Source organism: Mycetohabitans endofungorum (assembly GCF_002927045.1).
In the GTDB taxonomy this organism is placed as follows: Bacteria; Pseudomonadota; Gammaproteobacteria; order Burkholderiales; family Burkholderiaceae; genus Mycetohabitans; species Mycetohabitans endofungorum.
The window spans coordinates 262839-279875 of record NZ_PRDW01000004.1 but is presented as its reverse complement, the minus strand read 5'-3'; the positions used below and the strand labels follow the sequence as shown (position 1 = coordinate 279875).

Here is a 17037-nt window from a genome sequence, read left to right as displayed (position 1 = left end):
CGGGCTTGAGCGGTTCGCCGCGCAAACGCCCGGGCACACTGCATGCGGACAAGGGCTACGACTTTGCCCGCTGCCGACGCTATCTGAAGCAACGCACAATCACTGCACGCATTGCCCGTCGCGGCGTAGAAAAGCGCGAGCGGCTCGGACGGCATCGCTGGGTAGTCGAGCGCACGCACGCCTGGTTTGCCGGTTTTGGTAAGCTGCGCATCCGCTTCGAGCGGCGCCTAGACATTCATATCGCCTTGCTCTGCTTGGCCGCTGCCGTTATCTGTTCGCGCTTCGTGGACGACTTGTGTTAGCGACTCTAAGCTGGCCGCATTCTCGTCAAAGGCACGCGAAGTTGCAGCAGAAACCTTATCAGATGTAAGCGCAGCGATGGCAAGTTGTTGCCCGCCGCCTCACCCAAGCTCAAGCTCTGGCTCGGAAGGAGAAAATAGGCCCCAATTCTTCACATTAAAGCCTCTAGATCTGCTTCACGCCGACGGCACACATCCCTTCTTCCCTTATACGGAAAACCCCCTGAAGAGTTACCAAGCGATTCGGTCCAATTGGACGCAAGCTCAGCATCGCGCCTTATCCGAGGAAGCATTGGGGGTCGCAACAGACGCCTTAGCACGCGACGAAACAACAGGTAACCGGGTGGATGAAAAAGCCTTTAGTTTCGTAAGTAATCTGATGTGTTGGAATTTGCCTAGGTATTGTGCGGTCAAAGCGGGGATCATTTCCCAGTCCGAGTACGATTCAATGCACGCGCAGACTGGCTCACTCGATGTAATTTCACTGAATGACAAAAAAGTCAACAGTGCCGAAGCTCTTAAAGAGGTGCCGCGCGGAGACGTCATCGGCTTCTTTGATCCTAAAGCGCCGGAGGAACGTCAACTTGTTCACGCGATGATAAGCATGGGCGAAGGCAGAGCCATCGGGTGCAAAAATAACTGCCTGCCTGTTACTGTTGGTAACACAAATGCGTTTTTGGAAGAAGTCGACCTGCATACTCAGCTACTGCAACAAGGAAGATGGACAGAAAACGGTGAAGTCACCCAACTTGCAGATAATGGTAGCGTATACAAGAAGTTGATCATCACCCATCGGCCCCTTAGCGAAATTGGCAAAATTCCCACTTCGGAGCAACCAAGCAACGAAGCCTCCCCATTAGCGCAAGCGAGCGGCCAAGCCTCTACATCGGCGCAAGCGTGATGAATGAGCGACGCTGACGGCTCACGCAAGGCAAGCTGTGTAGCCTGCCTTGCGACGTGGGCAGTATGGCCTCGCTGAAGTGCGGCTCGAAAAGCCTAGTTATTGTTACGGACTGTGTTTCGCAAAGCGAAAAGTCCCCAAGCAGGACAAGGGTTTGCGGGCCGCGATCTGATTCCGGCGCAACACATTTTCGCCGTCGCGGTCCATGACCAGCGAAAAATAGACAAGCTTCGCGCGCTACAGTGCTACGTGTACACGGTGCGGCCGGAGACGGCTGGAAAGTGAAAGCTGCGTCATCGATATTTGAGCCGCACGTCATTTAAAGTACGTTACCGGTTGACATTGCTAGCTTTGTTCTAGTGAACAGTTTCAATTAATAGATAAAATCTATCCATGTGCCGAGAATAATAAAATAAAAACATGGCACCAAAGTGGCCTTTACCCAGGGCTTGCAGGAGTCCCAAAATGGGACTATGATGACTTCATGCGTGTCGTTGCGAAGAAAAATTTGGCTGCTTTCTGTGAAAAACACCCGGCCGCCAAGCAAGCATTGTTGGCATGGCATGAAGAAGCCCATAGCACCATATGGACATCGCCGCAAGATATCAAGGAACGTTACGCGTCGGTCAGCTTTGTTGGGCATAACCGGGTTGTGTTCAACATCAAAGGAAACGCTTATCGTCTGATTGTGGCCGTCGCCTACCGCCTAGGCGTGGTTTATATCAAGTTTGTCGGTACTCATGCCGAATACGACAAAATCGATGCCTTAACGGTGGAACTGGAGTAACAAAATGGAAATTCGTCCGATTCACACTGAACAGGATTACAGCGAAGCGCTGAAAGCTATTGCCGTGCTGGTGGATGCTGATCCGGCGCCCAACACCCCGGAAGGTGACCAGTTGGAAATTTTATCGGTCTTGGTCGAGAACTACGAGGCCAAGCACTTTCCGCTGGAATTGCCGGATCCGATTGAGGCGATCAAGTTTCGCATGGAACAAGGCAATTTGTCAGTGGCTGACATGCAACCTTACTTGGGTAGTACAAGTCGAGTGTATGAAGTGCTAAACCGTACTCGCAACCTTAGCCTGAACATGATTAGGCGCTTGCATCACGGGTTGCACATTCCTGCTGAAGCACTGATTGGAAAGCCCGGTTGATGCCCCGAATTTTGTTCCGCAACGCTAAAGCCACCCTAAGTAGGACAAGGGTTTGCGGGCCATGATCCAATTCCGGTGCAGTGTGTTTTCGCCGTCGCGGCCGACGACCAGCGAGAGATAGAATATGCCGAAACTTAAAGTCGGGCACATTAGCCCCACCCCGGAAGAAGACGCTGCCGTCAACACGGGCATCGCGGCTGACCCGGAGACCCATGAGTGGACCGATGAGGATTTTGCCCAGGCGAAACCTGCAAGTGAGGTCTTACCGTCCAAAGTATATGCCGCGCTGGTCGCCAAGCGCCCTCGCGGTCGCCCGAAGGCGGAAGAGAACAAGGTATTTACAGCCATACGCCTGGACGCTGACCTAGTGGATGCGTTCAAGGCTACCGGGAAAGGCTGGCAAACTCGCGTAAATGCGGCCCTGCGCCAGTACTTGGCCGAGCACCCGCTTGCTCACTGAAGCTCCGCTCCCGTTCCGCAACGCAAAAAGCACCCAAGCGGGGGCAAGGGTTTGCGGGCCGCAATTTGACTCCGGTGCGGCGGCGGCAGATAGACAAGCTTCGAGCGCTCCAGCGCTACGTATGTGCGGCGCGGCCAAAGACGGCGGGATGCAATCCAAGCACGATGCCGGTTCAGTCCGCTGGTTAGTAATCGAAATCTTTTTCGGCAGCGAGCATGCGCCGTTGCGTGCAATTGCAGCCCGAGCGCTTTGATGACTTTTAAAATTGTTCCGAAGCTCGGATTACCCTCGCTTGACAACGCCCTTATAGGCCCTCCCGTGTCAGGCCTGCATCGCGGGCAACTTGTGTCATACCGTGCGCGCGGACAATCACGCCAAGTGCTTGTGCAATGAATGTTGGATCATCGCCGCCTTCTAGAAGGCATGCCTCAAAATATTCGGCGGCATCTTCTTCGGTCTTCAGGTGCTCGGCCGAATTCCATGGCCGGATCTTGATTTTGTCCATCTTTCGCTCCGTATCAAGGCAATTCAACATCCGATGCTTCACTGCTAGCAGCAGTTCCGCCCCGATGTCGCGCGTCGCGTCACGCGCGATGAGTTCTTTTTCGGTCTTAGGCGTCCTCGATAGCCTCCTTGATTGCCTTGAGCGTGTGGCCGGGAATGTTCTCCCGTGCACTCTTGGCGTAGATCGTGAGCAACCAAATTTCGCCGTTCGCAAGCCGGTTATAGTAGATGACGCGGACACCGCCGCTCTTCCAGCTACCTTGACGCTTCCAGCGCACTTTCCGGCCGTAAGCTTGGAGGCTTCCTGCTCTACCATTGAGCTACACTCGCTACTGCCTCGGATTATGCTGAAACCCTGTGCCATAGGCAAAAATCTGCTGTATACAAATCAATGACTTACACGCTCATCGTAAACGCGCCAAAGGTACAGGTATAACGGCTGAATTCGCCTACTGTGGCGGGAGACAGCCAAATTTAACAACTGTATTATATTGAGTCTTGCTCAACCCTGTTTCGCATGTCCCTGTTCAAGAAAGTGCTGTTCGCCACGGCGGCGGTCGCGACAGTCGCCGTCGTCGCGGCGTGTGGCGCCGTTTGGTATTGGGCTCGCACGCCCCTTCAGATCACGCCTTCGCCACTCGATGTCACGATCAAGCCGCGCAGCAGCCTGCGCAGCGTCGCAGTCCAATTGCGCCGCGGCGGCGTGCCGGTCGAGCCGCGCTTGTTCGTGCTGATGGCCCGCGTGCTGGGCCTGTCCTCGCAATTGAAATCCGGCAATTACGCGTTCTCGGCCGGGGTCACGCCATACGGCGTGTTGCAGAAGGTGGCGCGCGGCGACGTAAACCAATACGTCGTCACGATCATCGAGGGTTGGACGTTTCGCCGCATGCGCGACGAGATCAACGCGCACCCGGCGTTGTGCCATGATTCCGCCGCGCTCAGCGACGCGCAATTGATGCGCGTGATTCTGGCCGACATCGCACCCACCGACCCACGCGCGGCGGGCACGTCGCCGGCATCGCCGCCCGCGCGCCGCATGCCGGCGCTGCAAGGTGCGCCTGCGCAGGAGCCCGAGGGCCTGTTCTTCCCGGATACGTACCTGTTCGACAAGAACACCAGCGACCTGGACATTTACCGCCGTGCATACCGGTTGATGCATCTGCGGGTGCAGCAGGCATGGGAGGGCCGCGCGCTGGGGCTGCCCTATGCGACGCCCTACGATGCGCTGAAAGTGGCCTCGATTGTCGAGAAGGAGACCGGCCGCGCGCAAGACCGGCCGCTGGTGGCTGCGGTACTTGTCAACCGATTGCGTCTGTCGATGCCATTGCAAACCGATCCGACTGTAATCTACGGGCTTGGCACATCGTACGCTGGCCGGTTGCGCAAGCAGGACTTGCAGACTGACACCCCGTACAATACCTATATGCGCGGTGGGCTTCCGCCCACGCCGATCGCGCTACCCGGCAATGCGTCGCTGGAAGCCGCGCTGCACCCGGCTGCCAGCAGCGCGTTGTACTTCGTCGCACGCGGCGACGGCAGCAGTCATTTTTCCGATAATCTCGGCGATCACAACAAGGCCGTCGACAAATACATCAGGGGTCAGTGACATGACGGATATCACGACCAGTCGCCACGACGGGCACCGGCCGCGCGGCAAATTCATCACGTTCGAAGGGATCGACGGCGCCGGCAAGACGACTCACCTGACGTGGTTTTGCGATCGACTGTCCGAGCGTGCCGCACGGCAGGGCGCACGTGTCATCGTTACGCGCGAGCCGGGTGGCACGCCACTGGGCGAGGCGCTGCGGGAAATCCTGCTGCGCCAGCCGATGCATCTCGAAGCGGAGGCATTGCTGATGTTCGCGGCGCGTCGCGAGCATATCGCCGCGGTGATCGAGCCCACGCTCGCCCGCGGTGACTGGGTGCTGTCCGATCGCTTCACGGATGCGACATTCGCCTACCAGGGCGGCGGGCGCGGCTTGTCGATCGACAAGTTGCAAGTGCTCGAGCAATGGGTACAGGCCGGGCTGCAACCGGATCGCACCGTGCTGTTCGATGTGCCGACCGATACTGCCAGTGCAAGGCGTGGTGGAGCCCGCGCACCCGATAAATTCGAAAGCGAATCAGACGCGTTCTTCGCGCGCACCCGTGCCGAATACCTGCGCCGCGCCGCGCAGGCACCGGCGCGGTTTGCGATCGTCAATGCGACAAGCTCGATCGCCGAAGTGCGCGAACAGCTCGAAGCCATCCTCATCACCCTTTGATCGATAAAAGATGCCGTATCCATGGCAATACGACGACTGGACGCGTATCCAGGCACTGCGCGAACATTGGCCTCACGCGTTGTTGCTGTACGGGCAGGCCGGCATCGGTAAGGTGGATTTCGCTTGCGAGCTTGCGCAGAGCCTGTTGTGCGAGCAGCCTCGTGATGACGCACGCGCGTGCGGGCAGTGCGCCGCATGCACCTGGTTCCTGCAACGCAATCACCCGGATTTCAGGCTCGTCTGCCCTGAAGCCGTCGCCGCCGAGGCCACGCTGCTGCAAGCGAACAGCGATATCGGCAAGAATGCCAACGGTGAGCGCACGGGCGACGACGATGGCGCAAGCGCAGGCGGCAAGAAATCCAAGGCGCCGAGCAAGGAGATCAGAATCGAGCAGGTCAGGGCGCTACTCGATTTCTGCAGCATTGGCTCGCACCGCGGCGGCCGGCGCGTGGTGGTACTGTTCCCGGCCGAGGCGCTGAACGTGGCGGCAGCCAACGCACTGCTCAAGACGCTGGAGGAGCCGCCGTCCGGCGTGGTGTTCCTGCTCGTGAGCGCGAACGTGGAGCGTTTGCTGCCGACCATCGTGAGCCGCTGCAGACAATGGCCGCTGGCGATGCCCGACGCGGCGAGTGCCTCGGATTGGCTCCGTAGCCAGTCCATTGACGATCCGGCGGGGGTACTCGCGGAAGCCGGCGGCGCGCCATTGGCCGCGCTGGCCGTTGCCCGCGACGAGCACGCGCCGCTCAAGCGCTTCACGCTGGAGCAACTTGCGGCCGGCCCGGCGTGCGACCCATTCGCCTGCGGCGAAGCCCTGCAAAAGGTGCCGGTGCCGTCGGTGCTCGGCTGGCTGCAACGCTGGCTCTATGATGTGCTGGCCATGCAGACGAGTGGCGAGCCACGCTACTTCCCAGCGCACCGCAACGCGCTCAAGCATGTTGCACAAGGTGCCACGCCTTTGCAGGTCGCCCAGTGCCTGAAGCGGATCACGCAACAACGGGCCGTCGAGCAGCATCCGCTGAATGGCCGACTGGTTTTTGAGGAGCTGTTTATCCATTATCGGAGCATGTTCGGGAGCAACCCATGACGCAAATGCCCTATCGCGTCGCTACACGCGCCGATCTGCCGGCGGTCGTCGCGATTTATAATTCGACGGTTTCATCCAAGCAGGTGACTGCTGACCTGGAATCACAATTGCTGTCTGCGGCGCTCGAGCATGCGCCCTCGCTGGGCGTGCACACGGTGCTCAGTTTCGTCTTTGGCCACAACGAGCCCAGCCTGCGTTTGTTCCGCCGTTACGGCTTCGATGACTGGGGCTGGTTGCCGCGGATCGCGACACTGGATGGCATCGAGCGCGACGTGGTCATCGTTGGGCGCCGGCTCACTGCTGGCGCGTAAAGTCAGTTTCAATAGCGCGCCGCGTAGCGGCGCCGCGGGGTACCGATGTTTATCGATTCACATTGCCACATCAACTTCGACGGAATGGCCGAGCGCCTGCCGGACGTGCTCGAGCAGATGCGCGTCAATGCGGTGACCCATGCGCTGTGCGTCAGCGTTGATCTCGAGACGTTCCCGTCCGTGCTGGCGATCGCCCATGCGCATCCCCATATTTTCGCGTCAGTGGGCGTGCATCCGGATCACGAGCATGCACGCGAGCCGAACGTTGCCGAATTGGTCTCGCTCGCGCAGGACCCGAAGGTTGTTGCGATTGGCGAAACCGGGTTGGATTACTACCGGCTCGAAGGCCGCACGCTGGACGACATGGCATGGCAGCGGCAACGGTTCTGCACGCACATCCAAGCTGCGCGCGCTGCCGGCAAGCCATTGATTGTCCACACGCGTGCCGCCGCACAGGATACGCTGCGGATCATGCAGGAAGAGGGCGCAGCCGCAGTCGGCGGCGTGATGCATTGTTTCACCGAAACGTGGGATGTTGCGCAAGCGGCGCTCGAGCAAAATTTTTTCATTTCGCTGTCGGGCATTGTGACATTCAAGAACGCGACGCAAATCCAAGAAGTCGCTCGCAAAGTGCCGCTCGAACGCTTGTTGATCGAAACAGACTCGCCTTACCTGGCGCCTGTGCCGTACCGGGGCAAGCCAAATGAACCTGCGTATGTCAGCCATGTCGGACGTTTCGTCGCGCAGCTGCGCGGCATCGACGTGGAGCAACTTGGCGCGGCGACGTCGGCCAACTTTTTTCGCCTGTTCCGCAGCGCAAAATGTTGAGGTCTAATTTTTTATAATTGATAAATTAGACAAATAACTCATGTCATGTATGAATAATTTCGCTGGGTTTTCCAATGTCATTCGCTCATCGTTCACCGTCGCCCGGGTATTGCACTGTTGCTCAGCGCGCTGGCTGGCCGGGGCATGGCTCACGTGCGTATTGACGATGGGGATAGGGGCCACGATCCCGTCAACGGCGCAAGCGAGCCCGGCCGACACGATGATCAAGGCGGTGAAGTTCGACGATGTCGACGCGGTGCGCAAGCTGCTCGCCGCCGGTATCGATCCGAACCTGGTCGATGCTAGCGGCATGCCGATGCTAGTACTCGCCGCGCGAGAAAAGTCCGAAAAGGTCGCCGCGCTGTTGGCGGACCAACCGAAGACTGACCTGGGGAAGCTGGATCGTGCTGGCGAGAACGCGATGATGTTGGCCGCGCTCAACGGCGAGACTGAGCTGGTCAAGCAGCTGATCGAGAAGGGGGGCGCAGTCAACAAGTCGGGCTGGACACCGCTGCATTACGCGGCGACGACCGGCCAGGATGAGGTCGTCAAGCTGCTGATCGATCATTCCGCGTACATTGATGCCGCGTCGCCGAACGGCACCACGCCGCTGATGATGGCCGCGCGCGGCGGCCATATCACGACCGTGAAGCTGCTACTCGACGAGGGCGCCGACCTGACGTTGAAGAACCAGTTGGAATTGACCGCGATCGATTTTGCGAAACAATACAACCAGAAGGACATCGCGGACGGCCTGGCCGCGCGACTGGAGAAAATACAGATGCAACAAAGACAAAAGGATTCACGCCCGCCTGCCACGGCCGGTGGCAGTGCAGGTAACGCAGGCAGTGCAAAATAACCCGGCCCGGCACGGCGGTGCGCCGTGCCGGATCTTGTCGATCACAACATAAGGAACACCATGCTACGGACATTGCTCCGCGCCATCGCAATGTTTGCGATCAGTGTGCCGATGAGCGCTCACGCGTTCACCGGCGCAGACCTGGACCGCCTATGCCAGCGCACCGATGTGAAATCGCGCGTGTCGTGCGAAGCCTACATCGAAGGTGCAGCGGATGGTGTGTTCAACACGATCGAAGCCATCGGCGGTACGACAGGGCCACGTGTGGGACAGTACTTTTGCTTGCCCGATAACGTGAAAGCGGCGGAGTTGACTGACGCGGTGCGCAAGTATTTGGCGAATACGCCAAACGCAAAGGGCTACAACGCCAGTACGGTCGTCGCACTGGGGCTGGGCAAGAGCTATCCATGCTCAACAGGCAAGTGATGGAGCGTTGGTGAACTGGCTTGAACCGATCAGCAACATTGCTGCTTCGCCGCTGCATTCGTGGACCGGCCTGATCGTCGTTGCCATGATCGCGGTGGCGTGCGTGCGCGCCGGGCACTGGGTCGGCGCCCGGATCATGCGTCGCGTGACGCGACCCTATCCGATCCTGGCTGTCGTGACGGGGGCGATCGAGTGGCCATCGCTTTACGCGCTGGCGATGCTGGCTATCGAACTGGTGCTGCACGAGGCGCCGGACGAGTTGGCGTTGATACGCGTCGCGCGCGATGTCGGTGGCCTGACGTTGATCGGCATGCTGACGCTGTTGGCCGTACGTTCGGTTGCCGGCGTAGGCAATGCAATCGTCGCCGCGAACCCGTTGGACACGGCCGACAACCTGCATGCGCGACGCATCCACACGCAGACGCGCGTGCTTGCTCGGTCGGTGATGACGCTGATCGTGATGCTTGGCATCGCGTCGATGTTGATGATGTTTCCCAACGTGCGGCAGGTCGGCACGAGCCTGCTCGCGTCGGCGGGCGTCGCCGGTCTGGTCGCCGGTATCGCGGCGCGCCCGGTGCTGGGCAATATGATCGCTGGATTGCAGATTGCGTTGTCTCAGCCGATCCGACTCGACGATGTGGTGGTGATCCAGGGCGAGTGGGGACGGATTGAGGAAATCACGGGTACCTATGTCGCCGTTCGACTCTGGGATCAGCGGCGGCTGATCGTGCCGCTGCAATGGTTGATCGAAAATCCGTTCACGAACTGGACCCGCAGCAGTTCACAGATCATTGGCACGGTATTCCTGTTTGTCGACTACAAAATGCCGTTGCCGCCGTTGCGCGAGGAACTGTCACGTATCGTCAGCAACGCGCCGGAATGGGATGGACGCGTCCAAGTATTGCAAGTTACCGACGCGACTGATCGCGCGATGCAATTGCGGGTACTGGTCAGCTCGAGCGATTCGGGCTTGAATTGGGATTTGCGTTGCCGCGTACGAGAAGGATTGATTGCCTTCATCCAGCGCTATTATCCAGAGTGCCTGCCGAAGATGCGGGCGGATCTGTCCACTGAACGTGAACGTGCACTGCAGGCCGAACCGCAGCCGATGCACGAGGCCACGCCACCGGAAGCGTCCAAGACCGCCGCCCATACGGAGGCCGACCCGGTGGCGATGCGCCGGGACGATTGACGCGCATTGAGTGAACCGCAGCGACGCGCTATCGGTCATAACCGACATGTCCCATTCAGCAACTGACGGAGAACAAGCGAATGAGCCGACTGGTCGTAGTGTCGAATCGCGTCGCAACCCCCACTGAGAGCAAGGGATCCGCCGGTGGACTCGCCGTCGGCGTGTTTGGCGCGCTGAAGGATACGGGAGGGGTCTGGTTCGGCTGGAGTGGCGACGTAGTCGGCGAAACGGTCGAAAACGCTGCGCCGACGCTCGTAGAGGACGGCAAGGTCACGTTCGCAACCGTCGGGCTGACGCGCAAAGACTACGATCAATACTATCGCGGCTTTTCGAATGCGACGCTGTGGCCTGTTTTCCACTATCGCAATGACCTGGCCGTCTACGACCGCGCAGATTATGCAGGGTACCTGCGCGTGAACCGGTGGCTTGCGCAGAAACTACTGCCTTTGCTGCGGCCTGACGATGTGATCTGGGTCCACGATTATCACTTGATACCATTCGGCGACGCGCTGCGCCAGCTTGGGGTGCAGAACCGGATCGGCTTTTTTCTGCATATCCCGTTTCCATCACCGCAGATTCTGCTGAACATCCCGCCGCACGACGAACTGGTGCGTGCGCTATGCAGCTATGACGTGGTAGGTTTCCAAACCGCGGTCGATCTGCGTGCCTTCGCCGATTATGTCGAGCGACACGCGCAGGGCAAAGTGTGGGACAACGGCCGGATCGAGGCATACGGGCGCGTATTGCACGGCGCTGCCTACCCGATCGGTGTTTTCCCCGATGACATCGCCGAGCAAGCGCGTCGCCACGAGAGCCGGCAACACGTGCTGGAACTGAAGCAAAGCTTGGAAGGGCGCAAGCTGATTATGAGCGTGGACCGGCTCGATTACTCGAAGGGGCTTGTCGAGCGCTTCCGGGCATTCGAGCAATTGTTAGAGCGTGCGCCGCACTGGCGCGGCAACGTCACGCTCGTTCAGGTGGCTCCGCCCACGCGCTCGGACGTCCAGTCGTATCAGGAAATTAGGCAGAGCCTCGAATATGAGGCCGGCCGGATCAATGGCCGGTTTTCCGGCCTGGACTACACGCCGATCCGATATTTAAACCAGCGCTATGACCGTTGGAAACTGATGTCGCTATTTCGCGAGTCACAAATCGGCCTGGTCACGCCACTGCGTGACGGAATGAACCTGGTGGCCAAGGAGTATGTTGCCGCCCAAAATTCGGATGATCCTGGCGTGCTGGTCCTATCGCGCTTTGCCGGCGCGGCGCTGGAACTGCCCGGCGCACTGATCATCAACCCGCACGATATTATCGGCATGTCCGAGGCCATTGAGCATGCGTTGGCGATGCCATTGGTGGAGCGACAGGAACGCTACCAGACCAACATGCAAAACCTGCGCAATAATGACTTGGGCGTCTGGCGCGACACCTTCATCGCCGATTTGCGCGGGCACGCACGCGCGGTGCCGGGGCAGCATTGACCGGCCACCGCGCTGATTTTTCCACGGCAAGCGCCCGTGCTGCGGCGGCTGCGTGGTGAAACATGGTGCAAACGTGCACGTGCAGTGTGTCATACTGGCACGCCCGGTTGCAGGCCCGATGACCGCATCACCGCGGGAATTTCCAGATCGGAGACAAGCATGAGGATTGCCCAGATCGCGCCACTTACCGAGTCGGTGCCGCCTAAGCTGTATGGCGGCACGGAGCGCGTCGTCTCGTATATCACCGAAGCGCTGGTCGATCTCGGCCACGATGTGACGCTGTTCGCCAGCGCAGACTCGGACACTCGGGCCAAGCTTGTACCGGTCTGGCCGCGGGCGCTGCGACTCGATCCCGCCATTCGCGATCGGATCGCTCCGCATATGCTGTTGATGGAACGGGTGCGGCAGCAAGCGGGAGAATTCGACGTGCTGCATTTTCACCTGGACTACTACTCGTTTTCGCTGTTCGGCCGCCAGAACACGCCCTTTATCACTACGCTGCATGGGCGGCTGGACCTGCCGGAGCAACAGCCGATCTTCGACACTTTCTCGAGCGCAGCGGTCGTATCGATCTCGGACGCACAGCGCGAGCCGCTGCCGCAGGCGAAGTGGCTGACGACCGTCTACCACGGCCTGCCCGAGATGCTGTACACGCCGCAGCCCGTGCAGCCACAGTACCTAGCGTTCCTTGGCCGGATATCTCCGGAAAAACGTGTCGATATCGCGATCCGAATCGCCGGGCTCTGCGGCATGAAGATTCGCATCGCTGCCAAAGTCGACGCCGCCGACCAGCAGTATTTCGAGCGCGACATACGGCCATTGTTGGCGTTGCCGCACGTCGAGTTCATTGGTGAAATCGCTGACGAGCAAAAAGCGCACTTCCTGTCTGGCGCACACGCACTACTGTTTCCGATCGACTGGCCCGAGCCGTTCGGTCTGGTGGTGATCGAGGCGATGGCCTGCGGCACACCGGTCATCGCGTTCAACCGGGGTTCGGTGTCAGAGGTGATCGATGAAGCGCGGTCTGGCTTCATCGTAGAGGACGAAATCAGTGCGGTTGCGGCGGTCAACCGCGTTGGCACGTTGTCGCGTGAACGCGTGCGAGCGTGCTTCGAGCGACGCTTCACGTCGCGCCGCATGGCGCAGCAGTATCTAGAAGCCTACCATACGGTCGTACGCGCGCAGCGGCGCTCGCGCTTCAAAGTTATCGATCGCGCAGCGCCGGCCGAACTACACAGTGCGGTGGACGCGGCAAGCTGACGCCGCGACGCCGCTTTGTGTGACGTGTCGCCGGCCCGGCGGGCGACCTGGCCCCATCAGGGGCCATGCGTTGAGCTACCGTCCATGTCAATGCAGCTTGTCACCGAACAAGCCAGCCAGGCTCATGAGCGCACGCGGCTTAGAGCTTCAGTTTCGTCACCTTCGTGCCTTCCAACGACACGCCGGCCATCAGGCCAGCATTCGTCAGCACGAACGCCTGCACCGGCGCAGTGGCCGTGGTGGTATCGATTTTGCCGTTCACGCCGACTTTCAGCACCGCGACGGTCGCATCGGCGCCCACGGCCCAGCCTTCGCTGTTGCGGAATTTGTCCAGTGAGTCCTGCGTCATGAACAGGAAAACCAGCGCCTTGGATTGCGCACCGGCCTGCAAGCCGAACGAGCCCGTTGCGGTACTGTAATAGCCAGTCGTCTCACCACCGACACGCAGCGCGCCTTCGCCATACTGCCCCCCGACGATGAAGGCTGCGGACACGACGGACGGGAACACCAGCACGCCACGGGACTTCGCGACCAGCTCCCGCGAACCGTTGGCGGTGGTATAGAGGCGTGCCAACGTTTCATTGACCGAAGTATTGATGCTCTGGCGCTTGGCTGCGTTGCCGGATGCCCTCGACGCAGAAGTCTGGGTGGTCGTCGTGCAACCGGTGAGCGCGAGGCCGCCTGAGGCGAGCAGGGCGGAGGTCGTCACTATGAACTTTCTTCTTTCCATCTCATTCTCCTAGGTTGCTTTCGGGGAACTGCCACAACACTGAAGCATGGAGCGGGCCAACTGCGTAATGGTTCCCCAAATAACCCGGACGGTTGCCCAATTGCGCGATACAGGGCCCTCAATGCGGGTGTGTCTCAACTGTCGATTCCATCGGGGCCTGGTGTTGGCGTCGGGTCCGGCACGGCAGGGCGGGCAGGCGCCGGTGCGCCACACAACGCGGATGAGGCCGTCGGTGTGCGCCTCGGCCGCTTGGGCGAGGGGCGTCGCAACGCCAAGCGCACGAATACGACAACTAGGCCGACAGCGAAGACAAACGACGAGGGCACGACCCAATAGCCGAAGATGGCCTGGCTCAGGTACGACAGCAGTGTGCGCCGGCGTCTCGCATAGTCGTCCTGCGCTGCCTGCAATGCCGACGCATGCGCCGACACAATCGCGGCCGGACATCCGGCTGCCCGGGCCTGCTCCGCGGTCCCGGCGCAACGGCCAGCCGCGTCCATGGCACGCTCGGGCGCGCTGAGTTTCCAATTGTCGAGCGCGCGTTGCAGATCGGTGCGGTTGTAGGCCATCTCAACCTGGATCTCGTGAATCGTAATCAGCGCGACGGGCACCGCCCATACGAACATGGCGATCAGCCAACGCCTGATCCAGCGGTTCGGTCTCCATGCCATCACGCGCCTCCGTCCGCATTGGTGTGTGGTCACGAAACAACGGCAGTCTGCAGCGATCAGCTGGCCATTCGGCTTAAACAGGACGCCGTATCCCGATCATAGAGAATTCGACGGCGCTGCACACGGTGCACCGCACCACGAGCGGCCGTATCGGCCGCGATGCGGATCCCGAGGCGGCGTGCGTCAGCTGCAGGCTTGGTGCCTAGGCAACCTTTCGTGGGGGCCTTGGGCGGCGAGCCGGCGGTGCGTGACATGCCGGTAAGTTCTGCAAAGCCGGTGTAAAGGTGCCCTATCGCGCGCCTCGGCCGACGGCCACGGGGGCATCCCGGCGCGGCGCAGGGCGTCATCGGTACACGCGGCGCGATGGCAGGCGAATGCCCCAACGCAGATTGCGGTGATTGCCTTCACGTTGGAACAGCGTTTGCTTACTTAACGACCGCCGTGCTGCATGGCACTCTGTAGTGCAGCATTCCTACTGTTCATTTGTCTAACGTCCGATTTCGCAATGGCATCGCAGCCTGTCCAGCCCTCCAGTTCCGTGTCATCCGCCACGGCCGCGGCCGGTGGGACCCTTGCCCGACGCGGTTTGCGCGTGCTCGTGGTCGACGACGCCGAAGACGCGTGCGAGGGGCTGGCATTGCTGCTGCAAATCGAGGGGTTCCAGGTCGAGGCGACGCTCGACGGTCCCACCGCAGTGGAATGCGCCACGCATTTCGCCCCACATATCGTGCTGCTCGACTTGGCGATGCCGCGCATGAGCGGTTACGACGTCGCGCGCCGGCTGCGCGGGCATCCGTCGACACGTGACGCGCTGATCATTGCGTTAACGGGGCTGAGCGAGTTCGACGACATCGCTCGCAGCCGCGCGGCCGGTTTCAACCACCATCAGGTCAAGCCGGTGGACGTCGATACGCTGCTGTCGCTGATCGATCACCACTTCGCCACCCACCCGTCACAGTGCTCCGGTCGTCAATGAGCGGTGGCGGAACCGAGCCAGGATGAATATGCCCAAGCGACGCGCCGGCTCCCCTCCATACCATTACAGCTCAAAAGTTCGGAAGCGACCGGCGCACGACGCCGATAACCGGACAGCGCGCCTGGCGACGGTCACGCTGTCCGGCACGAGACTGGCGCGGTGATCGTCGTGGCGGTCGTGCTCGATACCTACCGCGCTCGCGGCACTGCGCACGTGCGCGCGGCTAGGTAACCCGCCACGCGGCAGGCACTAAGATATCAACCTCCGCTAAAGCATTGGGCGCTGCACGCCGATAAGACGTGCTGGCGGGCGAGGGCGCCGTATGATAGGTATCGGCGCTTTCAAACCTCAAGAGTAACTGGCAATGACGACGATCAAGGACGTGGCGGCACTTGCAAGCGTGTCGTTTACCACCGTTTCGCATGTGGTGAATAATTCCCGTCCGGTCAGTGCCGATGTGCGGATAAAGGTCGAGCATGCGATCAGGCAACTGAATTATGTGCCGTCGGCGGTTGCCCGTTCACTGAAGGCGCGTTCCACCGCGACGATCGGGCTGGTCATTCCAAACGGCACGAATCCGTACTTTGCCGAGTTGGCGCGCGGCATCGAAGACCACTGCGAAAGAACCAGATATTGCGTCTTTTTATGCAATTCGGACGATGATCCGACCAAGCAACGCAATTATCTGCGGGTTTTACAGGAAAAGCGCATCGATGGGCTGATTGTCGCGTCAGCCGGCGGGGATAGCGTGCTGGCGTCCGCTGGCGTGCCGATCGTAGTGGTGGACCGGGAAATCGAGGGCCTGAGCGCCGATCTGGTGCAGATCGACCATGAGCGCGGCGCGTATCTAGCCACCTGCCACCTGCTGGAACTTGGCCACGTACGCATCGGTTGCATCACCGGGCCGGTGCAGACGGCAGTCAGCGCGATGCGCGTCCAGGGCTTTCTACGCGCGATGGCCGAGCACGGCATTAAGATTGTCAAGGACGGCATCGTCGAGGGCGATTTCACTATCCCAGGCGGCTATGTGGCCGCAAGCCGGCTGCTCGACCGCGTGAAGCCCAGCGCCATCTTTGCCGGCAACGACATGATGGGCATGGGCGCATTGCGAGCGGCGGCCGAGCGCAAGATCCAGGTGCCGGAGGAGTTGTCGATTATCGGATTCGACGATATCGAGTTGTCCCGCTATGTTTACCCGGCGCTGTCCACCGTTGGCCAGTCGATCTTGCAGCTTGGCGAGGCGGCGGCGCAGACCTTGTTCGAGCGTATCAGCGGCAATGCGCAAGGGGGTCCACAACGGCGCGTCGTCACGCCACAGTTGGCGGTGCGCGAGTCCACTGCGGCGGCCTTATGACGAGCGTACAACGGCCACATCTGTGCGCCGGCCGTGTTACCGTGGTCGGCAGCTTAAACGCGGACCTGGCGGTGCGCGCCGCGCCTTCCGTTCATGATGACGTTGCACAGCGGACGGTGAGGGATCAATATTGTAGGGCTTCGGTGTATGGCGCGCCAGCGGTCAAATTATCTTAGCAAACACTACGTGCGGTTGGTGAAATTCTCCCGAAATAGGATTAGGATGAGTCCAAGGGCATGCCGATCGACCGGCCCGAGCGCGTGACACGACGCGTGCACCG

The 17037-nt window shown here is 60.4% G+C and carries 20 protein-coding genes and 1 pseudogene; 17 read left to right on the top strand and 4 right to left on the bottom strand.

What is annotated here, in order from left to right; all coding sequences use genetic code 11:
- The 5 genes from B0O95_RS06110 to B0O95_RS06090 all read left to right on the top strand — a co-directional run.
- A partial coding sequence (locus B0O95_RS06110) for a transposase (protein WP_146063997.1) occupies positions 1-302 on the top strand: 302 nt, incomplete at its 5' end.
- A gap of 340 nt (positions 303-642) precedes the next feature.
- Positions 643-1200, top strand: a complete 558-nt coding sequence (locus B0O95_RS15375) for a hypothetical protein (RefSeq protein WP_146063996.1) — start codon at positions 643-645, stop codon at positions 1198-1200.
- 484 nt (positions 1201-1684) lie between these two features.
- Entirely contained in the window at positions 1685-1987 is a 303-nt protein-coding gene (locus B0O95_RS06100) for a type II toxin-antitoxin system HigB family toxin (RefSeq protein ID WP_104077079.1), read from the top strand.
- Positions 1988-1991: 4 nt separating this feature from the next.
- A complete protein-coding gene (locus B0O95_RS06095; protein WP_104077078.1) occupies positions 1992-2357 on the top strand; it encodes a helix-turn-helix domain-containing protein in 366 nt (121 codons plus the stop codon).
- Positions 2358-2481: 124 nt separating this feature from the next.
- Positions 2482-2817, top strand: coding sequence for a BrnA antitoxin family protein (locus B0O95_RS06090; protein WP_104077077.1), 336 nt, complete (start codon positions 2482-2484; stop codon positions 2815-2817).
- Between the two features lie 212 nt (positions 2818-3029).
- Here B0O95_RS06090 and B0O95_RS06085 read toward each other — a convergent pair.
- Together B0O95_RS06085 and B0O95_RS06080 are read right to left on the bottom strand one after the other, a co-directional pair.
- Positions 3030-3322, bottom strand: a pseudogene (locus B0O95_RS06085) (addiction module antidote protein); the annotation flags it as partial.
- Positions 3323-3428: 106 nt separating this feature from the next.
- Positions 3429-3599, bottom strand: coding sequence for a hypothetical protein (locus tag B0O95_RS06080; RefSeq protein WP_199180435.1), 171 nt, complete (start codon positions 3597-3599; stop codon positions 3429-3431).
- A gap of 239 nt (positions 3600-3838) precedes the next feature.
- Here B0O95_RS06080 and mltG point away from each other — a divergent pair, with 239 nt between their 5' ends.
- The 10 genes from mltG to B0O95_RS06030 all read left to right on the top strand — a co-directional run bounded on the left by mltG (position 3839) and on the right by B0O95_RS06030 (position 13026).
- Positions 3839-4927, top strand: a complete 1089-nt coding sequence (mltG, locus tag B0O95_RS06075; protein WP_104077076.1) for an endolytic transglycosylase MltG — start codon at positions 3839-3841, stop codon at positions 4925-4927.
- A gap of 1 nt (position 4928) precedes the next feature.
- Positions 4929-5585, top strand: a complete 657-nt coding sequence (tmk, locus tag B0O95_RS06070; RefSeq protein WP_104077075.1) for a dTMP kinase — start codon at positions 4929-4931, stop codon at positions 5583-5585.
- 10 nt (positions 5586-5595) lie between these two features.
- The gene (locus B0O95_RS06065; protein ID WP_104077074.1) at positions 5596-6669 is read left to right on the top strand and encodes a DNA polymerase III subunit delta'; all 1074 of its coding nucleotides are present in this window, start codon (positions 5596-5598) and stop codon (positions 6667-6669) included.
- Entirely contained in the window at positions 6666-6980 is a 315-nt protein-coding gene (locus B0O95_RS06060; RefSeq protein WP_104077073.1) for a GNAT family N-acetyltransferase, read from the top strand. The genes B0O95_RS06065 and B0O95_RS06060 overlap by 4 nt, the downstream gene beginning before the upstream one ends.
- A gap of 45 nt (positions 6981-7025) precedes the next feature.
- Positions 7026-7808 (top strand): TatD family hydrolase, encoded by a 783-nt coding sequence (locus tag B0O95_RS06055; protein WP_104077072.1) that lies wholly within the window; start codon positions 7026-7028, stop codon positions 7806-7808.
- Positions 7809-7857: 49 nt separating this feature from the next.
- Positions 7858-8667 (top strand): ankyrin repeat domain-containing protein, encoded by an 810-nt coding sequence (locus B0O95_RS06050; RefSeq protein ID WP_370641762.1) that lies wholly within the window; start codon positions 7858-7860, stop codon positions 8665-8667.
- A gap of 60 nt (positions 8668-8727) precedes the next feature.
- Positions 8728-9093 carry a Rap1a/Tai family immunity protein gene (locus tag B0O95_RS06045; protein ID WP_104077070.1) on the top strand — a complete coding sequence of 122 codons (366 nt, stop codon included), beginning with the start codon at positions 8728-8730 and terminating at the stop codon, positions 9091-9093.
- Positions 9094-9103: 10 nt separating this feature from the next.
- Complete coding sequence (locus B0O95_RS06040) at positions 9104-10285, top strand: mechanosensitive ion channel family protein (protein ID WP_104077117.1); 1182 nt, start codon at positions 9104-9106, stop codon at positions 10283-10285.
- Positions 10286-10365: 80 nt separating this feature from the next.
- Positions 10366-11766 (top strand): alpha,alpha-trehalose-phosphate synthase (UDP-forming), encoded by a 1401-nt coding sequence (otsA, locus tag B0O95_RS06035; RefSeq protein ID WP_104077069.1) that lies wholly within the window; start codon positions 10366-10368, stop codon positions 11764-11766.
- A 159-nt stretch (positions 11767-11925) separates the two neighbouring features.
- Positions 11926-13026, top strand: a complete 1101-nt coding sequence (locus B0O95_RS06030) for a glycosyltransferase family 4 protein (RefSeq protein ID WP_104077068.1) — start codon at positions 11926-11928, stop codon at positions 13024-13026.
- Positions 13027-13165: 139 nt separating this feature from the next.
- On the opposite strand, the gene B0O95_RS06025 is transcribed toward B0O95_RS06030, so the two are convergent.
- On the bottom strand, positions 13166-13756 hold the full coding sequence (locus tag B0O95_RS06025; protein ID WP_104077067.1) for a BPSL1445 family SYLF domain-containing lipoprotein: 591 nt from the start codon (positions 13754-13756) through the stop codon (positions 13166-13168).
- A 134-nt stretch (positions 13757-13890) separates the two neighbouring features.
- Positions 13891-14427: a hypothetical protein gene (locus B0O95_RS06020; RefSeq protein ID WP_104077066.1), complete on the bottom strand. Its 537-nt coding sequence runs from the start codon at positions 14425-14427 to the stop codon at positions 13891-13893.
- A 592-nt stretch (positions 14428-15019) separates the two neighbouring features.
- Here B0O95_RS06020 and B0O95_RS06015 point away from each other — a divergent pair.
- Together B0O95_RS06015 and B0O95_RS06010 are read left to right on the top strand one after the other, a co-directional pair.
- Positions 15020-15403, top strand: a complete 384-nt coding sequence (locus B0O95_RS06015; protein ID WP_158249450.1) for a response regulator — start codon at positions 15020-15022, stop codon at positions 15401-15403.
- Positions 15404-15767: 364 nt separating this feature from the next.
- A complete protein-coding gene (locus tag B0O95_RS06010; protein ID WP_104077064.1) occupies positions 15768-16757 on the top strand; it encodes a LacI family DNA-binding transcriptional regulator in 990 nt (329 codons plus the stop codon).
- The last annotated feature ends 280 nt before the right edge of the window (positions 16758-17037 follow it).